We start from the raw sequence: 14,149 nt of genomic DNA, 5'->3' as shown, positions 1-14,149 counted from the left end.
CGCTTCAGATCGCGGAGCTATGGCCGCTCGCGTCCATATCATAGGCATCGAAGCAGCGCGCGATCATTCGCGTCAGCGGCCGCCCCTCCACCGGTATTTCGAGCGCCCTTCCCGGCATTTCCAGCGCACCGGGGAATTTCTCCAGCGCGGTCCGGGCGACCGCGTCGAGACTTCCAGGCGCGGCGCAGCATTCGGCCTCCAGTGCGTCCAGATCGGCGCGGAACTGGCACATCAGCGCCTCGATGACCCGCCCGCGCAACACGTCGTCGCTGCGGAAGGCATGGCCGCGCGTCGTGGCACATTCCCCGGCCCGCACCCGCGCCTGATATTCCGACGTCTTGGGCGCGTTCTGCGCGTAGCCTTGGGGGAAGCGGGAAATCGACGAGGCGCCGAGCCCGATCAGTACCCGCGCCTGATCGTCGGTATAGCCCTGGAAATTTCGCCGCAGCGTGCCGTCCTTCTGCGCCGTCTCCAGCCCGTCGCCCGGCCGCGCGAAATGGTCGATGCCGATCTCCTGATAACCCGCCCAGGCGAAGAGCCGGCGCGCCGTCTCGAAGAGGTGCAACCGCGCCTCGGGCGAGGGCAGCGCGGGCGCCGGGATCAGCGTCTGGCGGCGCGCCATCCAGGGTACATGGGCGTAGCCGTAAAGCGCCACGCGATCCGGCTCCAGTTCCAGGAGCTTGGTGGTGCTCTCGGTGATTCGGGCGTTGGTCTGGTAGGGCAGACCGAACAGGATGTCGGTGTTGAGGCTGCGTATCCCGCGGGCGCGCAACTCCGTCACCGCGTCGCGCGTGATCTCGAAACTCTGCTCTCGGCCGATGACCTTCTGGATCTCCGGATCGAAATCCTGCACCCCGATCGAGGCGCGGTTCATCCCGGCGGCGGCCAGCGCATCGAGCCGCGGCGCGTCGATCTCGTTGGGGTCGATCTCCACCGAGAACTCCGCCGACTCGCCCAGCGGAAAATGCTCGGCGACCGTACCGGCCAGATCCGCAATCATTTCCGACGACAGGATGGTGGGCGTACCGCCGCCCCAGTGCAGGCGGCTCAGGCGCACGTCGTCCGGCAACCCCGCGCGCACCTCCGCAACCTCCTTCTTCAGCGTCTCCAGATAGAGCCGTACCGGCAACTCGTTCGTCACGCCCTGCGTGCGGCAGGCGCAAAACCAGCACAACCTGCGGCAGAATGGCACATGCAGGTAGAGCGATACCGCACTTCCCGCCGGCACCGCGGCCAGCCAGCCCTTGAAATGCCCGCCTTCCACCCCGGCCGAGAAATGGGGCGCCGTGGGATAGCTCGTATACCGCGGCACTTTGGCGTCGAAGAGGCCCAGCCGGGCGAGTTGCGATTCATGTTTCATGCGCCTAAACTTGGACACGGTTGCGCAGATCATCCTTGATCAAGATCAAATTGGGGACTCCATGGCCGAACTGGCTGAGCGATCCAAGGATTGCGGCGATTGCCCGATCCGTCATCGTGCTGTCTGCTCGCGCTGCGAGCCGCAGGAACTCGATGTCCTGGACCGGATCAAGTACTACCGCGATTTCGCGCCCGGCCGGACCATCGTCTGGGGCGGCGACGAAATGGACTTCGTGGCCTCGGTGGTCGACGGGATCGCCACGCTTAGCCACACGATGGAGGACGGGCGCCGCCAGATGGTCGGGCTGCTGCTGCCCAGCGACTTCCTGGGCCGTCCCGGTCGCAGTGTCGCGCCCTATGACGTGGTGGCGATGTCGAAGATCACGCTGTGCTGTTTTCGCCGCAAGCCCTTCGAGGAACTGCTCACCTCGACCCCGTCGATCGGCCAGCGCCTGCTGGAAATAACTCTGGACGAGCTCGATGCCGCGCGCGAATGGATGCTTATCCTAGGCCGCAAGACCGCGCGCGAGAAAATCGCGAGCCTGCTGGCAATAATCGGGCGCCGGGATGCCAGCCTACACATGAAGGTGGCCAATGGGTGCATAGTCTACGACCTGCCGCTGACGCGCGAGGCGATGGCCGATTACCTGGGGCTGACGCTGGAAACAGTGAGCCGCCAGATATCGGCGCTCAAGCGCGACGGGGTGATTCAGATCGAGGGCAATCGCCATGTGACGGTGCCGGATTTCCAGCGCCTCCTGGTCGAGACGGGCGACGACACCGACGGCGGCGTGCTGTCCTGAACGGGGCACAGCCTGGCGGACTGCCCTGCCCATGCGCCGGGTCTCGACCGCGTCCCGGAATACCGAAACCGAAGCGGTGACGATGGCCCTTGCGGGCGTTGGCAGGTTTGCGAAGAGCCGCGCGAAAACCACCTGGCGGGATGGCGAACCGGAATGTCAGCGGCGCGCCTTATCCCGCCCCATCCAACCTGGATCGAGGCTTTGCGCATACGTCACCCCATCGCCAGCCCGTCCGGGCGGGATGGCGAACACGCGGCGGGTTGCGGCCCTGTTTCTCCGCAGGGGCAACGGACGAGGCTCCGCGCAAGGCCATATGGGGCGGAGCGAAGAAAGACCGCTCTAGTGCGCCATCAGCACCGGGACGGTCGCATCGGCCAGCATGTCGCGGGTCGCGCCGCCCAGGATCGCCTCGCGGAAGCGCGAATGGCCATAGGCCCCCATGACGATCAGGTCAGCTTCCTCGTCCGTCGCATGCCGCATCAGCACGTCGCAGACGCGCGGCATGGTCTTGGCCAGGACCGAGGCTTCGACCGCCACGCCGTGACGCGACAGCATCCGGCAAAGGTCGGCGCCGGGGTCGCTGCGATCGGCGGCATGGGCCTCGGGGTCGATAATGGCCACGTCGACCGAGTCGGCAGCCTGTAGCACCGGCAGCGCCGCGCGCACCGCAGCCAGCGACTCGGTGCTTTCGTTCCAGCCCACAACGACCTTGCGCCCGATCTCACCCGCCAACGCGCCGGGCACGACCAGAACCGGGGCACGCCCCTCGAAGAGCGAAGCCTCCAGCACAGCCGCAGCCTCGGTCTCGCCGTCCTCCTTGCCATATGGCTTGGGCAGCACCACGAGATCGCAATAGCGCGCCGTGCGGCCCACGACCTCGGCAATCGCGCCGATCTGCACCACCGCGGCGCGAACCGACCAGGCGATATCCTCGCCCTCCAGCCGCTCCTCGATCTTGGCCTTGGCGGCATGCGCGACCTCGCGGGCCTGCGAGATGCCCTGCTCCAGCAACGCCGGCGAGGCGGTGTCGAAATAATACCCGACCTGGACCCGGTCGACGCCGAGGCACAGGATATCGAGATGTCCTTCCTCGCGACGCGTCAGCGCTACGGCGGCATCGAGCGCGTCCGTGTCCACCGCATCCCCGAGCGTCACAGTCAGAATTGTCTTGAACGCCATTCTCCAAGCTCCTCGAGTTTGAGTTAAGGCAGCCTATGCACCGGCCGCGGCGCGCGTCCTTGATGTGGGTCAAAGAGACGCCCCCGCGGTTTTGACATGGATCAAGGTCAGGTCGCGGGCCTAGGTTCAGGTTCGCCGCAAGAAAAGACTGCATGTGCCGGCGCGATTCGGCCATGTGTGAACTGTAGAACGAGAGGACGCGCGATGTGGGATTATCTCAAACTCGCTCTGTTGGCGGTGATTGCCCTTCTGGCGGCAATCGCGGCCAACTACGCCCGCGATCTGGCATATTTGGTCAATGCCCTGACCATCATGCTGGTGGCGGGCGGTCTGTTCCTGTGGATTCTCCGCAGGACGGATGAGCCGAAACCGGCCGCAACGGAAATCGGATACATGGACGGCGTCATCCGCTATGGCGTGATCGCCACGGCGGCCTGGGGCGTCGTCGGGTTTCTGGCGGGCACCTTCATCGCATTCCAGCTTGCCTTTCCGCAGCTCAATTTCGAGTGGGCGCAGGGCTATCTGAACTTCGGCCGGCTGCGTCCGCTGCACACCAGCGCGGTGATTTTCGCCTTCGGCGGCAACGCGCTGATCGCAACGTCCTTCTACGTCGTGCAGCGCACCAGCGCGGCGCGGCTCTGGGGCGGCAACCTGGCATGGTTCGTCTTCTGGGGCTACCAGCTCGTGATCGTGCTGGCCGCGACGGGCTATCTGCTGGGCGCCACGCAATCCAAGGAATACGCCGAGCCGGAATGGTACGTGGACTGGTGGCTTACCATCGTCTGGGTGGCCTATCTGGCGGTGTTCCTGGGCACGCTCATCAAGCGCAAGGAGCCGCATATCTACGTCGCGAACTGGTTCTACCTCTCGTTCATCGTCACCATCGCGATGCTGCATGTGGTCAACAACCTCAGCATCCCGGTCAGCATCTTCGGCTCCAAGTCGGTGCAGGTCTTCGCCGGCGTACAGGACGCGATGACGCAATGGTGGTACGGCCATAACGCGGTGGGCTTCTTCCTGACCGCCGGGTTCCTGGGCATGATGTACTATTTCGTTCCTAAACAGGCCGAGCGTCCGGTCTTCAGCTACAAACTGTCGATCGTTCACTTCTGGGCGCTGATCTTCCTCTATATCTGGGCCGGCCCGCACCACCTGCACTACACCGCATTGCCCGACTGGGCCTCGACGCTGGGCATGGTGTTCTCGGTCGTGCTCTGGATGCCCTCCTGGGGCGGCATGATCAACGGGCTGATGACGCTCTCGGGCGCCTGGGACAAGCTGCGCACCGACCCGATCATCCGAATGATGGTGGTCTCGGTCGGCTTCTACGGCATGTCCACCTTCGAGGGCCCGATGATGTCGATCCGCGCGGTGAACTCGCTGAGCCACTACACCGACTGGACCATCGGCCACGTGCATTCCGGTGCGCTGGGCTGGAACGGCATGATCACCTTCGGCGCGCTCTACTTCCTGGTGCCCAAGCTGTGGAACCGCGAGCGGCTCTACTCGCTCTCGATGGTCAGCTGGCACTTCTGGCTCGCCACCATCGGTATCGTGCTCTACGCCGCGTCGATGTGGGTCACCGGCATCATGGAGGGCCTGATGTGGCGCGAGGTCGACAGCCAGGGCTTCCTGGTCAACGCCTTCGCCGACACCGTGGGCGCGAAGTTTCCGATGTATGTCGTCCGCGCGCTGGGCGGGGTGCTCTTCATCGCCGGTGCGCTGATCATGTGCGTCAACCTCTGGAAGACCGTCACATCGACGCCCGCCAAAGCGGCGGCGCCGGTTGCGGCACCGGCTGAGTAAAGGAGAAACGGATGTCCATTCTCGGCAAACACAAGGTCATCGAGAAGAACGCGACGCTTCTTCTGGTGCTCAGCTTCCTGGTTGTCACGATCGGTGGCATCGTGGAAATCGCCCCGCTCTTCTATCTGGAGAACACCATCGAGAAGGTGAAGGGCATGCGTCCCTACTCGCCGCTGGAGATGGCCGGGCGCAACATCTACGTCCGCGAGGGCTGCTATGTCTGCCACAGCCAGATGATCCGCCCTATGCGCGACGAGGTCGAACGCTACGGCCATTACAGCCTCGCCGCGGAATCGATGTACGACCATCCTTTCCAATGGGGCTCCAAGCGGACCGGGCCGGACCTGGCCCGCGTGGGCGGGCGCTATTCGGACGAGTGGCATGTCGATCACCTGATCGACCCGCAATCTGTGGTGCCGGAGTCGGTCATGCCGAAATACGGCTTCCTGCTGAACCGGAAGATCGAAGGCGAGCATATCGCCGACGTTCTGCGCACCAACCGCATGGTGGGCGTGCCCTATACCGACGAGATGCTGGGAGTGGCTCAGGCCGACTTCCGCGCCCAGGCCGATCCCGATGCCGATACCGACGGGCTGCTGGAACGTTATCCGGGCGCCGTTGTCGGCAATTTCGACGGACAGGCCGCACTGACCGAGATGGACGCCTTGATCGCCTATCTCCAGATGCTGGGCACGCTGGTCGATTTCTCGACCTTCCAGCCCGTCGACAGTCGCTGAGGGGGGCGGATCATGGAAACCTATTCGATCCTCCGCCAGTTCGCCGATAGCTGGATGTTGCTGTTTCTGATGCTGTTTTTCATCGGGGTGACGCTCTACACGCTGCGTCCCGGCAGCAAGGAGCAGCACCGCGACAGCGCCAACATCCCGTTCCGGCACGAAGACAAACCCGCCTGCGCCGATGGCGCCGAGCATGAGGAGGCGCGGAAATGAGCAAGAAACCCGAGGAACACGACGACATCCCGACGACGGGCCATGAATGGGATGGCATCAAGGAATACGACAATCCGATGCCGCGCTGGTGGCTGTGGTGCTTCTACGGTACGATTGTCTGGGGCATCGCCTATACCATCGCCTATCCGGCCTGGCCGCTGATCAGCGAAGCGACTCCCGGCCTGCTGGGCTATTCCACCCGCGAGGAGGTGGCCCAGGAAATCACCCGCTTCGAGGAGATGAACGCGCCGCTCGACGCGAAGATCGTCGAAGCCGGGCTGACCGAGATCGTGGCCGATCCCGAACTTCAGAACTACGCCTCGAACGGCGGCGCCGCGGTCTTCAAGACCTGGTGCGCGCAGTGCCACGGATCGGGCGCCGCGGGGGCCAAGGGCTATCCCAACCTGCTTGACGACGACTGGCTCTGGGGCGGCACGATGGAGGAGATCCATTACACCGTCACCAACGGCATCCGGAACGAGCAGAACCCGGATGCACGCTATTCCGAAATGCCGGCCTTCGGCGAGATCCTCGAAGGCGAGCAGATCGACCAGGTCGTGCAATATGTGCGGATGATCTCCGGGCAGGAGCATGACGCGGCGCTCGCCTCCGACGGCGAGACGGTCTTCTTGGACAATTGCGCCGCCTGCCACGGCGAGAACGGCCAGGGCGACCGGACCTTCGGCGCGCCCGATCTGAGCGATGCGATCTGGCTCTATGGCGGCGATGTCGCGACCCTGACAGAAACGGTGACCAACAGTCGTTTCGGCGTGATGCCGGCGTGGAACCAGCGTCTCTCGGAGGCCGAGATTCGGCAGGTCACGGCCTATGTTCACCAGCTTGGCGGCGGCGAGGCCGCGGCCGAGTAGGACTTCCCCCATCCGCGGGCCCCGACCTGCGGATACTGCACCGGCCCTCGACCCTGTTCGCGCAACTCACAGGGGGGCCGGTGCTTTTTTGTCTGCCACGATCAGCGACGGTCGCCGTCGACGCGGGCGAAATGCAGCGGCCAAGGCCACTGGCCAGAGCCGCGCAGCGTGTCCCTCTCGGCGCGGGGGCGGTGATGTGCCGGGCGCTCACGGGACTCGGTCCGAGTGGCAGTCATGAAAGTTCTGGCGTAGATATTGAGCATCTTTCCTATTCCTCTATTCGATCCTTATGCTGTGAATATTGATCTTTCTTCCGGTTGATGCGAGTCAGGAAGAATTCGCACCTGTAAGGATGGCTTTCATATGGATTGGCTCCGCATGCCCCCGCTTTCCGCCCTGCGCGCCTTCGCCGCGCTGGCGGAGACCTGCAGCATCACCGCCGCCGGCGCGGCGCTCAATGTCAGCCACGCCGCCGTCAGCCAGCAATTGCGGGCGCTGGAGTCGCATCTCGGCGTGAAGCTGACGGTAAAGGACGGGCGCGGCGTCGCGCTGACCGCGGACGGCACCCGCCTGGCCGAGGCGGTGACCGATGGCTTCGCCGAGATGGCGCGCGCCATCGACGCGCTGACCGGCGCGGATGCGGACCGGCCGCTGCATGTCTCGATGACCCCCAGCTTCGCAGCGAGCTGGCTGATGCCACGGCTCGCCGATTTCCGCGCGCAGCACCCGGAGATCGACCTGATGGTCAATGCCACCCCCGATGTCGTCCGGCTGGAGCCCGGCGGCATCGACCTGGCGATCCGCTTCGGGCGCGGCGGCTGGCAGGGGCTGGAATGCGAGCGGCTCTTCACCACGCATATCGTGATCGTCGGCGCGCGCGCCCTGCTGGGCGAACGGCAGATCAGCGACCCGTCCGATCTGCTGGACTATCCTTGGCTTCAGGAACTGGGCACCGACGAGGCGTCGAGCTGGCTGCGCACCCACGGCGTGGCGACCGGCAAGGTCGCCAGCCTGACGCAGATGCCCGGCCATCTGGTGCTGGAGGGGCTCCGCCAGGGGCAGGGTATCGTGGCCACCACCCGCGCCTTCGTGGATGCCGACATCGCGGCGGGCCACCTGCGGGTGCTTTTCGAGGACGACCACCCCGACAGCGGCTACTGGCTGGTCACCCGCCCCGGCGTGCAGCGCAAATCGCTTCGCGCCTTTGCCTCGTGGCTGCGGCGCCAGGCCGCGTCAAGCTAGAATTCATGGATCGCCGGTACATGTTTTGATCTGTATCAAGGTTGCCGGCGTCCTTCGCTGCGACAACACAGCCGACGCCAGCAAGACCGGAGAATCCACCGTGGCCGTTTCCGACAAAGTCCCCCCGCGCCTCTACGCCGCACGCGAGCCGATCTTTCCGCGCCGTGTGTCCGGCTCCTTCCGGTCGCTCAAATGGGTGATCATGGCGGTGACTCTGGGCATCTACTACCTGACGCCCTGGATCCGGTGGGACCGCGGCCCGAACCTGCCCGATCAGGCGGTACTGATCGATCTGGCGAACCGGCGCTTCTTCTTCTTCTGGATCGAGATCTGGCCGCATGAATTCTATTTCATCGCGGGGCTTCTGGTGATGGCGGGGCTGGGGCTCTTCCTCTTCACCTCGGCGCTGGGGCGCGTGTGGTGCGGCTATACGTGCCCGCAGACCGTCTGGACCGACCTCTTCATCCTCGTGGAACGCTGGATCGAGGGCGACCGGAACGCGCGCGTGCGGCTCTGGAAACAGGAATGGGACGCCCGCAAGGTGCGGCTGCGCACCACCAAATTCGTCGTCTGGCTGCTGATCGCGCTGGCCACCGGCGGCGCCTGGGTCTTTTATTTCACCGATGCGCCGACCCTTGCGCGCGACCTGGTGACGTTTGACGCGCATCCCGTGGCCTATTCCACCATTGCCCTGCTGACCGCGACAACCTTCGTCTTCGGCGGCTTCATGCGCGAGCAGATCTGCATCTATGCCTGCCCCTGGCCGCGCATTCAGGCGGCAATGATGGACGAGGACACCCTGACCGTCGCCTATCGCGAATGGCGCGGCGAGCCGCGCGGCAAGCACCGCAAGGGCGAAGGCGCCGATCAGCTTGGCGACTGCATCGACTGCATGGCCTGCGTCAATGTCTGCCCGATGGGCATCGACATCCGCGACGGCCAGCAACTCGAATGCATCACCTGCGCGCTGTGCATCGACGCCTGCGACGACGTGATGGAAAAGATCGGCAAGCCACGCGGGCTGATCGACTATCTCGCGCTCAGCGACGAGCCGCGGGAGCGTCAGGGCAACCCGCCACGCCCGATCCGCGAGCACATCTTCCGGCCGCGCACGATCCTCTACACCACGCTCTGGGCGGGGGTGGGCGCCGCGCTTGTGGTCGCGCTCTTCATACGGCCCGATATCGACATGACCGTGGCCAAGACGCGCAACCCGGTCAATGTCGTGCTCTCCGACGGGTCGATCCGCAACAGCTACGATGTCCGGATCCGCAACAAGCATGGCGAGGCGCGGCCCTTCCATGTCATGATCTCGTCGCCCGAGCCGTTTTCGGTTGACGTGGAAGGTACGGACGACAAGTTGGTCTACGTGCCCGCCGACACGTCCGGGCAGGAGCGCATATATGTCACCGCCCCGCCGAACACGTCGATCGCAAAGGCGGAGCGCACAGGTATCCGGCTCTGGGTCGTCGATGCGCTCAATGGTGAACGCACTTATCAGGACACCCATTTCAACGGGAGGCCGCAATGACGGATACCGGAAAGCCGCTGACGGGCCGCAAGGTTCTGGCCATTGCCGTGACCGCCTTCGCTGTCATCATCACCGTCAATGTCGTCATGGCGTGGAATGCGATCAGCACCTTTCCGGGGCTCGAGGTCAAGAACAGCTATGTCGCCAGCCAGGAGTTCAACGAGAAGCTCGCCGCGCAGCAAGCGCTGGGCTGGACGCTGGATACGCAATATGCTGACGGGCTGTTGACGCTCGGCTTTGACGGCCCGGACGGGCGGCCCGCCGAAGTGCAGGCGCTGGAGGTGCTTGTCGGCCGAACAACCGAGGCCCGCGACGACAGGTGGCCGGAGCTTTCCGGCGCGAATGGCCGCTACAGCGCCGCGCTCGATCTTGATTACGGACAATGGCTGCTGCATGTGACGGCGCGCGCCGCCGACGGCACGGAATTCCGCCAGCGGCGCCAGATTTTCGTGAGCCGCTGAGATGACCGAAATCATGCGCACGCCGCTCGCCGCCTGCCCGGCCTGCGCCACGGGCGCGGCGGTCGCGGGCACCGGGGACGGCGCGGCCGAAGGGCGGCTGATGCTCTCGCTTCCAGGGATCCATTGCGCGGGCTGCATTTCGGGCGTGGAACGCGGGCTGAAGGCCGTGCCGGGCGTACGCGAGGCGCGCGTGAACCTGACACTTAAGCGCGCCGCGGTGGAGGCCGCCGAGGATGTCACGGCGGCGGATCTGGTCGCCGCTCTGGACCGGCTGGGTTTCGAGGCGCATGAGCTCGACCCCGGCACAATTTCCGCCACCGACTCCGACAGCACCGGGCGCGAATTGCTGATGCGCCTCGCAGTCGCCGGTTTCGCGATGATGAATGTCATGCTGCTTTCGGTCGCCGTCTGGTCGGGCGCGGAGGACGCGACACGCGACCTGATGCACTGGATATCGGCGATGATCGCGCTGCCCGCCGTGGCGTTCTCCGGCCAGCCCTTCTTTCGCAACGCGCTGACCGCGCTCACGGCGCGGCGGCTCAACATGGACGTGCCGATTTCCGTGGCCATCGTGATGGCGGCGGGCATGTCGCTCTATGAAACCGCGATGTCGGGCGAACATGCCTATTTCGACGCCGCGCTGGCGCTGACCTTCTTCCTGCTGGCCGGGCGCTATCTGGACTACCGCACCCGTGCCGCCGCGCGTTCGGCCGCGCAGGAACTGGCGGCGCTCGAAGTGCCACGTGCCACGCGCCTCGTTGACGGGCGGGAGGTGGTCACGCCCATCGCGGAGCTTTCCGCCGGCGATCTGGTGCGCGTGCGTCCGGGCGGGCGGATGCCCGTGGACGGCGTGGTGGAGACAGGCACCTCCGAAATCGACCGCGCCCTGCTGACTGGCGAGAGCCTGCCCGTCTTCGCCGGCGAAGGCAGCACGGTCAGCGCGGGCGAGGTCAACCTGACCGGCCCGCTCGACGTGCGCGTCACGGCGCGCGGCGCCGATACCCGACTGCACAAGATCGCCGATCTGGTGGCGCTGGCCGAAAGCGCGCGGACCCGGTACACCTCACTGGCCGACCGGGCCGCGGTCGCCTATGCGCCGGGCGTCCACCTGCTGGCACTGATCGCTTTCGCCGCATGGATGATCTGGTCGGGCGACCTGCGCGTGTCGGTCAATGTGGCGATCGCGACGCTCATCATCACCTGCCCCTGCGCGCTGGGTCTCGCCGTGCCCGCGGTCGTCACCGCCGCGTCGGGGCGGCTCTTCCGCCGCGGCGTGCTACTCAAGTCAGGCACTGCACTGGAACGCCTCGCCGAAGTCGACACGGTGGTTTTCGACAAGACCGGCACGCTGACGCTGGGCCAGCCGGAGATGCAGGGTGCGGCGGATCACGCGCGCACCGATCTGGCGGTCGCGGCGGGGCTGGCATCCGCATCCGCACACCCGCTGGCGCAGGCGCTGCGGCGCGCCGCCGAAGCCGAAGGCGTGGCGCCCGCCGCAATCGCGGGGCTGCGCGAAGTGCCGGGTTATGGCGTGGAGGGCCGCTGGGGCGACCATCCCGTGCGCTTCGGGCGCGCCGCCTGGACCGGGGGCGCCGACGGGCCGGGCACCGCCAGCTTCCTGCGCATCGGCGACCGCGACCCGGTGCGCTTCGACTTCACCGACGCGTTGCGGCCCGGCGCGGCAGAGGCCGTCGCGGCGCTGCGCGCGGCCGGGTGCCGGGTGATGCTGATCTCCGGCGACAGCGCGCCCGCGGTCGAGGCGACGGCAAAGGCGCTCGGCATCGCTATCGCCGAGTCCGGCGCCCTGCCCAAGGACAAGGTCGCCCGTGTCCAGGCGCTCGAGGCCGAGGGCCACAAGGTGCTGATGGTGGGCGACGGGCTCAACGATACCGGAGCGCTGGCCGCCGCGCATGTCTCGATCTCGCCGGCCTCCGCGCTCGACGCGGCGCGCGTGGCCTCCGACATCGTACTCCTGGGCCGCGACCTCGACGCGCTGGCCGATTGCCTAACCACCGCGCGGCAGGCGCGGGCGCGCATCAAGGAGAACTTCACCCTCTCCGCGCTTTACAACGTGATCGCGGTGCCCATCGCGCTGGCCGGGCTGGCCACGCCGCTGATCGCGGCTCTGGCGATGTCGGCCAGTTCGATCACCGTCTCGCTCAACGCCCTGCGTCTGCGTTAGGATGGCTGTATGGATATCCTGAGCTACCTGATTCCCATATCGCTGCTGCTGGGCGGCGCCGGGCTGGCAGCCTTCTTCTGGGCGCTGCGCACGCGCCAGTTCGACGATCCCGACGGCGATGCGCAGCGCATCCTGCGCACCGACTACGACGACGCACCGAAGCAGGACTGAGCCGCCGGGCGCGCCCGCTTGCAGCTTCCCACCCGATATGGGACTTATGCGCCAACTTATCTGGGAGGACTGCACATGCTCGATTCGACCGATCTTACCGGACTTCTGAAAGACCCGGACCTGCTGCGCGCGCAGGCCTTCCTGGGCGGCGAATGGGCCGATGCCGATGACGGCGCCCGCTTTGCCGTCACCAACCCCGCCCGCGGCGACGTGCTGATCGAGATCGCCGATATGGGCGTGACCGAAACCCGCCGCGCCATCGAGGCCGCCCGCGACGCCCAGAAGGGCTGGGCCGCCCGGACCGGCAAGGACCGCGCCGCGATCCTGCGAAAATGGTACGAGCTGATGGTGGAGAACGCCGACGACCTGGCCGCGATCCTGACCGCCGAAATGGGCAAGCCGCTGGCCGAGGCGAAGGGCGAGGTGCTCTATGGCGCGTCCTTCGTGGAATGGTTCGGCGAGGAGGCCAAGCGCGTCAATGGCGAGACGATTCCCGGCCACCAGCCCGACAAGCGCATCGTCGTGCTGCGCCAACCCATCGGCGTCGTCGCCTCGATCACGCCCTGGAACTTCCCCAACGCGATGATCGCGCGCAAGGTCGCCCCGGCGCTGGCCGCCGGCTGCACCTTCGTCGCGCGCCCCGCCGCCGAAACGCCGCTCTCGGCGCTGGCAATGGCGGTGCTGGCCGAACGCGCGGGCGTGCCCAAGGGCGTCTTCTCGGTCATCACCTCCACCAAATCCTCGGATATCGGCAAGGAGTTCTGCTCCAATCCCGCGGTGCGCAAGATCACCTTCACCGGCTCCACCGAAGTGGGCCGCATCCTGATGCGCCAATCCGCCGACCAGATCATGAAGGCATCGATGGAACTGGGCGGCAACGCGCCCTTCATCGTCTTCGACGACGCCGATCTCGACGCCGCGGTGGAAGGCGCAATGATCTCGAAATACCGCAACAACGGGCAGACCTGCGTCTGCGCCAACCGCATCTACGTTCAGGCGGGCGTCTATGACGCCTTCGCCGAGAAACTGGCCGCCGCGGTGCAAAAGATGAAGGTCGGCGACGGGTTCGAGGAAGGCGTGACGGCCGGACCTCTCATCACCGAGGACGCGGTCAAGAAGGTCGAGGAACATATCGCCGACGCGCTGGAGAAGGGCGCGAAGCTCGTCACCGGCGGGCAGCGGCACGAGAAGGGCGGAACCTTCTTCCAGCCCACGGTGCTGACAGGCGTCACCCGCGAGATGATGGTCACCAATGACGAGACATTCGGCCCGGTCGCGCCGCTCTTCCGCTTCGACACCGAAGAGGACGTGATCCAGCAGGCCAACGACACGATCTTCGGGCTGGCGAGCTATTTCTACGCCCGCGACCTGAGCCGCGTCTGGCGCGTGGCCGAGGCGCTGGAATACGGCATGGTCGGCATCAATACCGGATTGATCTCAACCGAAGTCGCGCCCTTCGGCGGCGTCAAGCAGTCCGGACTGGGCCGCGAAGGCTCCACCCACGGCATCGACGAGTTCACCGAGATGAAGTATCTCTGCATCTCGATCTGAGATAGCGGAATTTCATCGCGATCTCAGTGACTTTACCAAGATCAG

Annotated in this window: 13 protein-coding genes; 11 read left to right on the top strand and 2 right to left on the bottom strand. The window is 66.0% G+C overall.

The window, feature by feature from the left end:
* Nucleotides 1-4 precede the first annotated feature (4 nt).
* Nucleotides 5-1,360 (bottom strand): oxygen-independent coproporphyrinogen III oxidase, encoded by a 1,356-nt coding sequence (hemN, locus tag DDZ14_RS11115; RefSeq protein ID WP_109425047.1) that lies wholly within the window; start codon nucleotides 1,358-1,360, stop codon nucleotides 5-7.
* Nucleotides 1,361-1,421: 61 nt separating this feature from the next.
* On the opposite strand from hemN, the gene fnrL reads away from it, so the two are divergent.
* Nucleotides 1,422-2,162, top strand: a complete 741-nt coding sequence (gene fnrL / locus DDZ14_RS11110) for a transcriptional regulator FnrL (protein WP_109425046.1) — start codon at nucleotides 1,422-1,424, stop codon at nucleotides 2,160-2,162.
* Between the two features lie 339 nt (nucleotides 2,163-2,501).
* Here the strand turns inward: fnrL and DDZ14_RS11105 are convergent, their stop codons facing one another.
* Nucleotides 2,502-3,341 carry a universal stress protein gene (locus DDZ14_RS11105; RefSeq protein WP_109425045.1) on the bottom strand — a complete coding sequence of 280 codons (840 nt, stop codon included), beginning with the start codon at nucleotides 3,339-3,341 and terminating at the stop codon, nucleotides 2,502-2,504.
* A 204-nt stretch (nucleotides 3,342-3,545) separates the two neighbouring features.
* On the opposite strand from DDZ14_RS11105, the gene ccoN reads away from it, so the two are divergent.
* The 10 genes from ccoN to DDZ14_RS11055 all read left to right on the top strand — a co-directional run bounded on the left by ccoN (nucleotide 3,546) and on the right by DDZ14_RS11055 (nucleotide 14,104).
* On the top strand, nucleotides 3,546-5,147 hold the full coding sequence (gene ccoN, locus DDZ14_RS11100) for a cytochrome-c oxidase, cbb3-type subunit I (RefSeq protein ID WP_109425044.1): 1,602 nt from the start codon (nucleotides 3,546-3,548) through the stop codon (nucleotides 5,145-5,147).
* A gap of 11 nt (nucleotides 5,148-5,158) precedes the next feature.
* Nucleotides 5,159-5,884, top strand: coding sequence for a cytochrome-c oxidase, cbb3-type subunit II (gene ccoO / locus DDZ14_RS11095; protein WP_109425043.1), 726 nt, complete (start codon nucleotides 5,159-5,161; stop codon nucleotides 5,882-5,884).
* Nucleotides 5,885-5,896: 12 nt separating this feature from the next.
* Complete coding sequence (locus DDZ14_RS11090; protein ID WP_109425042.1) at nucleotides 5,897-6,097, top strand: cbb3-type cytochrome c oxidase subunit 3; 201 nt, start codon at nucleotides 5,897-5,899, stop codon at nucleotides 6,095-6,097.
* Complete coding sequence (ccoP, locus tag DDZ14_RS11085) at nucleotides 6,094-6,966, top strand: cytochrome-c oxidase, cbb3-type subunit III (protein WP_109425041.1); 873 nt, start codon at nucleotides 6,094-6,096, stop codon at nucleotides 6,964-6,966. Before DDZ14_RS11090 ends, ccoP begins: the two co-directional genes overlap by 4 nt.
* Nucleotides 6,967-7,329: 363 nt before the next feature.
* The gene (locus DDZ14_RS11080; RefSeq protein ID WP_109425040.1) at nucleotides 7,330-8,208 is read left to right on the top strand and encodes a LysR family transcriptional regulator; all 879 of its coding nucleotides are present in this window, start codon (nucleotides 7,330-7,332) and stop codon (nucleotides 8,206-8,208) included.
* Nucleotides 8,209-8,308: 100 nt separating this feature from the next.
* Complete coding sequence (gene ccoG, locus DDZ14_RS11075) at nucleotides 8,309-9,739, top strand: cytochrome c oxidase accessory protein CcoG (protein ID WP_109425130.1); 1,431 nt, start codon at nucleotides 8,309-8,311, stop codon at nucleotides 9,737-9,739.
* A complete protein-coding gene (locus DDZ14_RS11070) occupies nucleotides 9,736-10,200 on the top strand; it encodes a FixH family protein (RefSeq protein ID WP_109425039.1) in 465 nt (154 codons plus the stop codon). Before ccoG ends, DDZ14_RS11070 begins: the two co-directional genes overlap by 4 nt.
* Nucleotide 10,201: 1 nt before the next feature.
* Entirely contained in the window at nucleotides 10,202-12,382 is a 2,181-nt protein-coding gene (locus tag DDZ14_RS11065; RefSeq protein WP_109425038.1) for a heavy metal translocating P-type ATPase, read from the top strand.
* A gap of 9 nt (nucleotides 12,383-12,391) precedes the next feature.
* Nucleotides 12,392-12,553, top strand: a complete 162-nt coding sequence (gene ccoS, locus DDZ14_RS11060; protein ID WP_109425037.1) for a cbb3-type cytochrome oxidase assembly protein CcoS — start codon at nucleotides 12,392-12,394, stop codon at nucleotides 12,551-12,553.
* A gap of 75 nt (nucleotides 12,554-12,628) precedes the next feature.
* Nucleotides 12,629-14,104 carry an NAD-dependent succinate-semialdehyde dehydrogenase gene (locus DDZ14_RS11055; RefSeq protein WP_109425036.1) on the top strand — a complete coding sequence of 492 codons (1,476 nt, stop codon included), beginning with the start codon at nucleotides 12,629-12,631 and terminating at the stop codon, nucleotides 14,102-14,104.
* Nucleotides 14,105-14,149: the final 45 nt, after the last annotated feature.

Source organism: Maritimibacter sp. 55A14 (genome assembly GCF_003122205.1).
In the GTDB taxonomy this organism is placed as follows: domain Bacteria; phylum Pseudomonadota; class Alphaproteobacteria; order Rhodobacterales; family Rhodobacteraceae; genus QEYE01.
The sequence above is the reverse complement of the archived record's forward strand: the minus strand, read 5'-3'. Positions and strand labels throughout refer to the sequence as shown.

Bases quoted from the DNA above. Each gene is read 5' to 3' on its own strand.
- ccoP (WP_109425041.1), top strand. From the start codon at position 6,094: ATGAGCAAGAAACCCGAGGAACACGACGACATCCCGACGACGGGCCAT.
- ccoO (WP_109425043.1), top strand. From the start codon at position 5,159: ATGTCCATTCTCGGCAAACACAAGGTCATCGAGAAGAACGCGACGCTT.
- fnrL (WP_109425046.1), top strand. From the start codon at position 1,422: ATGGCCGAACTGGCTGAGCGATCCAAGGATTGCGGCGATTGCCCGATC.
- ccoN (WP_109425044.1), top strand. From the start codon at position 3,546: ATGTGGGATTATCTCAAACTCGCTCTGTTGGCGGTGATTGCCCTTCTG.
- DDZ14_RS11070 (WP_109425039.1), top strand. From the start codon at position 9,736: ATGACGGATACCGGAAAGCCGCTGACGGGCCGCAAGGTTCTGGCCATT.
- DDZ14_RS11080 (WP_109425040.1), top strand. From the start codon at position 7,330: ATGGATTGGCTCCGCATGCCCCCGCTTTCCGCCCTGCGCGCCTTCGCC.
- DDZ14_RS11055 (WP_109425036.1), top strand. From the start codon at position 12,629: ATGCTCGATTCGACCGATCTTACCGGACTTCTGAAAGACCCGGACCTG.
- hemN (WP_109425047.1), bottom strand. From the start codon at position 1,360: ATGAAACATGAATCGCAACTCGCCCGGCTGGGCCTCTTCGACGCCAAA.
- DDZ14_RS11065 (WP_109425038.1), top strand. From the start codon at position 10,202: ATGACCGAAATCATGCGCACGCCGCTCGCCGCCTGCCCGGCCTGCGCC.
- DDZ14_RS11105 (WP_109425045.1), bottom strand. From the start codon at position 3,341: ATGGCGTTCAAGACAATTCTGACTGTGACGCTCGGGGATGCGGTGGAC.
- DDZ14_RS11090 (WP_109425042.1), top strand. From the start codon at position 5,897: ATGGAAACCTATTCGATCCTCCGCCAGTTCGCCGATAGCTGGATGTTG.
- ccoS (WP_109425037.1), top strand. From the start codon at position 12,392: ATGGATATCCTGAGCTACCTGATTCCCATATCGCTGCTGCTGGGCGGC.